General features: G+C 32.3%; 7 protein-coding genes. All 7 read right to left on the bottom strand.

All coding sequences use genetic code 11. The annotated features are described in order from the left end of the window. Nucleotides 1-399: 399 nt before the first annotated feature. The 7 genes from SMSK597_RS0102500 to SMSK597_RS08055 all read right to left on the bottom strand — a co-directional run bounded on the left by SMSK597_RS0102500 (nucleotide 400) and on the right by SMSK597_RS08055 (nucleotide 1,812). Nucleotides 400-606 carry a hypothetical protein gene (locus SMSK597_RS0102500; protein WP_000667765.1) on the bottom strand — a complete coding sequence of 69 codons (207 nt, stop codon included), beginning with the start codon at nucleotides 604-606 and terminating at the stop codon, nucleotides 400-402. 78 nt (nucleotides 607-684) lie between these two features. Next, nucleotides 685-864 carry a hypothetical protein gene (locus SMSK597_RS08070; RefSeq protein ID WP_000846994.1) on the bottom strand — a complete coding sequence of 60 codons (180 nt, stop codon included), beginning with the start codon at nucleotides 862-864 and terminating at the stop codon, nucleotides 685-687. A gap of 39 nt (nucleotides 865-903) precedes the next feature. Then, nucleotides 904-1,074 carry a H354_08695 family bacteriocin-like peptide gene (locus tag SMSK597_RS08065; RefSeq protein ID WP_000067699.1) on the bottom strand — a complete coding sequence of 57 codons (171 nt, stop codon included), beginning with the start codon at nucleotides 1,072-1,074 and terminating at the stop codon, nucleotides 904-906. Nucleotides 1,075-1,101: 27 nt separating this feature from the next. Then, complete coding sequence (locus tag SMSK597_RS12850; RefSeq protein ID WP_004236903.1) at nucleotides 1,102-1,293, bottom strand: hypothetical protein; 192 nt, start codon at nucleotides 1,291-1,293, stop codon at nucleotides 1,102-1,104. Between the two features lie 12 nt (nucleotides 1,294-1,305). Continuing rightward, the gene (locus tag SMSK597_RS08060) at nucleotides 1,306-1,482 is read right to left on the bottom strand and encodes a class IIb bacteriocin, lactobin A/cerein 7B family (protein WP_000180820.1); all 177 of its coding nucleotides are present in this window, start codon (nucleotides 1,480-1,482) and stop codon (nucleotides 1,306-1,308) included. Between the two features lie 34 nt (nucleotides 1,483-1,516). After that, nucleotides 1,517-1,672, bottom strand: coding sequence for a hypothetical protein (locus tag SMSK597_RS0102495; RefSeq protein ID WP_001004584.1), 156 nt, complete (start codon nucleotides 1,670-1,672; stop codon nucleotides 1,517-1,519). 11 nt (nucleotides 1,673-1,683) lie between these two features. Next, nucleotides 1,684-1,812 carry a smi_0059.1 family bacteriocin-like peptide gene (locus SMSK597_RS08055; RefSeq protein WP_000658223.1) on the bottom strand — a complete coding sequence of 43 codons (129 nt, stop codon included), beginning with the start codon at nucleotides 1,810-1,812 and terminating at the stop codon, nucleotides 1,684-1,686. Nucleotides 1,813-2,093 lie beyond the last annotated feature (281 nt).

Genomic DNA, 2,093 nt, shown 5'->3' with positions numbered 1-2,093 from the left:
AAACTCATCTGATAATAACTATCTTACACCAATCCCCAAACAAAAACTGGACTTCCTCCCCAAATGTGCCTATCTCCCTCCCAACTGCACTTTTTAGATAAAAAAATAGGCAGAACAAAAGTCCTACCTACTAAAAATATGCTATTGAAAGGAAAATGATTTTTTTCTAACACCCTAGGCAAGCTTGGAACAAATAAATCATTGATAGTAACCTTTACGACATCCTATTTAAAGTTAATTCAATTTTTAATGTCCCTGCTATTTCTAAGCCACCTCTGGTATGATCTATTCATAGTCAGAATAGATAACACCGTTCTAAATTACGATTCATAGTTACTCCTTTTTTTGATTCGTTACTATAAGACACCTATTCCCTATAGAGCGTCTACTACCTCAAATTTATCCATTCTTTTTTTCTTTACTTCTGTATAAAAGAATGAAGACCATCATAAATAATGCAATCGTTGGTATATTGAAACTATCAAACCAAGTAGGTAAAGATACTTTATTCATATCAGCTACTAATCTGATGATTATATAAGACATTGAACTAAGTAATACCATAATTTCAGGCCAAACTTTCAGTATTGATTTAAAAAATTTCATATTACACTCCAATGTGATGCATTCTTAGATTCTAGCCTAGCTATTTTCAGCGCAGACTAACAAGTCATTCTTAACTGCTCACTCTACTCGCTTTTTATTGACCTTATACCCTATATAAAAGAGTCCAAATAAAACAGGGTAAATTTCTGGATAAAATAGGGTATTGATTGGATTTCTCAAAATCAAATACGTTGCGATGTAGATTATGAGCGATACGGTAAAATAACCCTCAGCAAAGCCTAATAAAAATGTTTTCATAATAGACTCCTATTTACTAAAAAACAATCTACCATCCTTTTATCCACCTCGTGATGCCGACTGATAACCATTATACGCACCCCAAGCTAATAGTCCGACAGCCAAAATACCACCACCAACCAAAAGTAACACTCCTCCACCATCAACTTCTTGCAATTCAATATCACTTAACGTAGTATAATTTTGTTCAATAGTTTGTAAATTTGACATATTTATCCTCCATTTTAATAATAAAAATTAGTTTTCTTTTAATACACCAATAATAATCATCAATACACTCATAACAAATGCAGATAACAGTCCTTTAGTAGTACTATTGAAAAAAGGTCTATCAAAAACATAATAATTATATGCAGACAATCCTAAACCAACGGCAGTCACCACAATTGTAATAACGAGTAGTATAATCCAAAATGTTTTCTTGCTCATATTTATCAAATACTATGGATGAGTAATATAGTAGAATGTTTTACCAGCAGCTTCACCAGCTTGGTAAATCCCCCAGCCAATCGCAATACCCAAAGAGACTACCTCCCAAGCAATTCCCCCATCCACATCCATCAACTCTTCTTCTGTAAGAGCTACAAAGTTCTGTTCCATTTTGTCAAAATTTGTCATCTTTTTTCTCCTCTTGTTCTATTTTTTCTAAATCTTATCTTCTAAAAAATGGGGTTCCAATAAATATACCGCGTAACAATAGACCTGTAATTAGACCCCGTTGATAACTTTCCTTGCTACCACCCACCAGCAAAGCTAAGTCGCTCTCCTTTAATACTTCAATAGTATACTTATCATTCATTTCATTCATCTCTTATCATCCTAAAAACCAAAACCTCTACGAAATCCAATGTACCAATCTGCAAGGGTCTTCACCCAATTTTCTCCACCTTGAATATCGGTCAATTCTTCCGAAGTTAGCTCAACAAATCCGTAATAATGTTCTTTCATTATTTTATTCCTTTCTTTTTCCTCTTACTTATTTATTCGAAAAATAATTCGAAAATGTACAACTAAATTAAATTTTATTTCAAAAATAATTTAATGTACCATGAATAGAAAATCGGTAGATACATAAACCAGACTCCTTTCTTTTTCCTCTTACTTATCCATTACGAAAAAAATTTCGAAAATGAACAACTAAATTAAATTTATTTAAAAAATAACTTAGTGAACCATGGGTAGAACATTGATATAAATATAAACATAAACCAAACTCCTTCCTTTTCCTC

The organism is Streptococcus mitis SK597, from assembly GCF_000148545.1.
GTDB classification, from domain to species: Bacteria; Bacillota; Bacilli; order Lactobacillales; family Streptococcaceae; genus Streptococcus; species Streptococcus mitis_C.
This window is presented reverse-complemented; position numbering and strand designations above follow the sequence as displayed.

Excerpts from the sequence above, each read along its gene's own strand:
- SMSK597_RS0102500 (WP_000667765.1), bottom strand. The coding sequence starts at position 606 with ATGAAATTTTTTAAATCAATACTGAAAGTTTGGCCTGAAATTATGGTA.
- SMSK597_RS08070 (WP_000846994.1), bottom strand. The coding sequence starts at position 864 with ATGAAAACATTTTTATTAGGCTTTGCTGAGGGTTATTTTACCGTATCG.
- SMSK597_RS08065 (WP_000067699.1), bottom strand. The coding sequence starts at position 1,074 with ATGTCAAATTTACAAACTATTGAACAAAATTATACTACGTTAAGTGAT.
- SMSK597_RS12850 (WP_004236903.1), bottom strand. The coding sequence starts at position 1,293 with ATGAGCAAGAAAACATTTTGGATTATACTACTCGTTATTACAATTGTG.
- SMSK597_RS08060 (WP_000180820.1), bottom strand. The coding sequence starts at position 1,482 with ATGACAAATTTTGACAAAATGGAACAGAACTTTGTAGCTCTTACAGAA.
- SMSK597_RS0102495 (WP_001004584.1), bottom strand. The coding sequence starts at position 1,672 with ATGAATGAAATGAATGATAAGTATACTATTGAAGTATTAAAGGAGAGC.
- SMSK597_RS08055 (WP_000658223.1), bottom strand. The coding sequence starts at position 1,812 with ATGAAAGAACATTATTACGGATTTGTTGAGCTAACTTCGGAAGAATTG.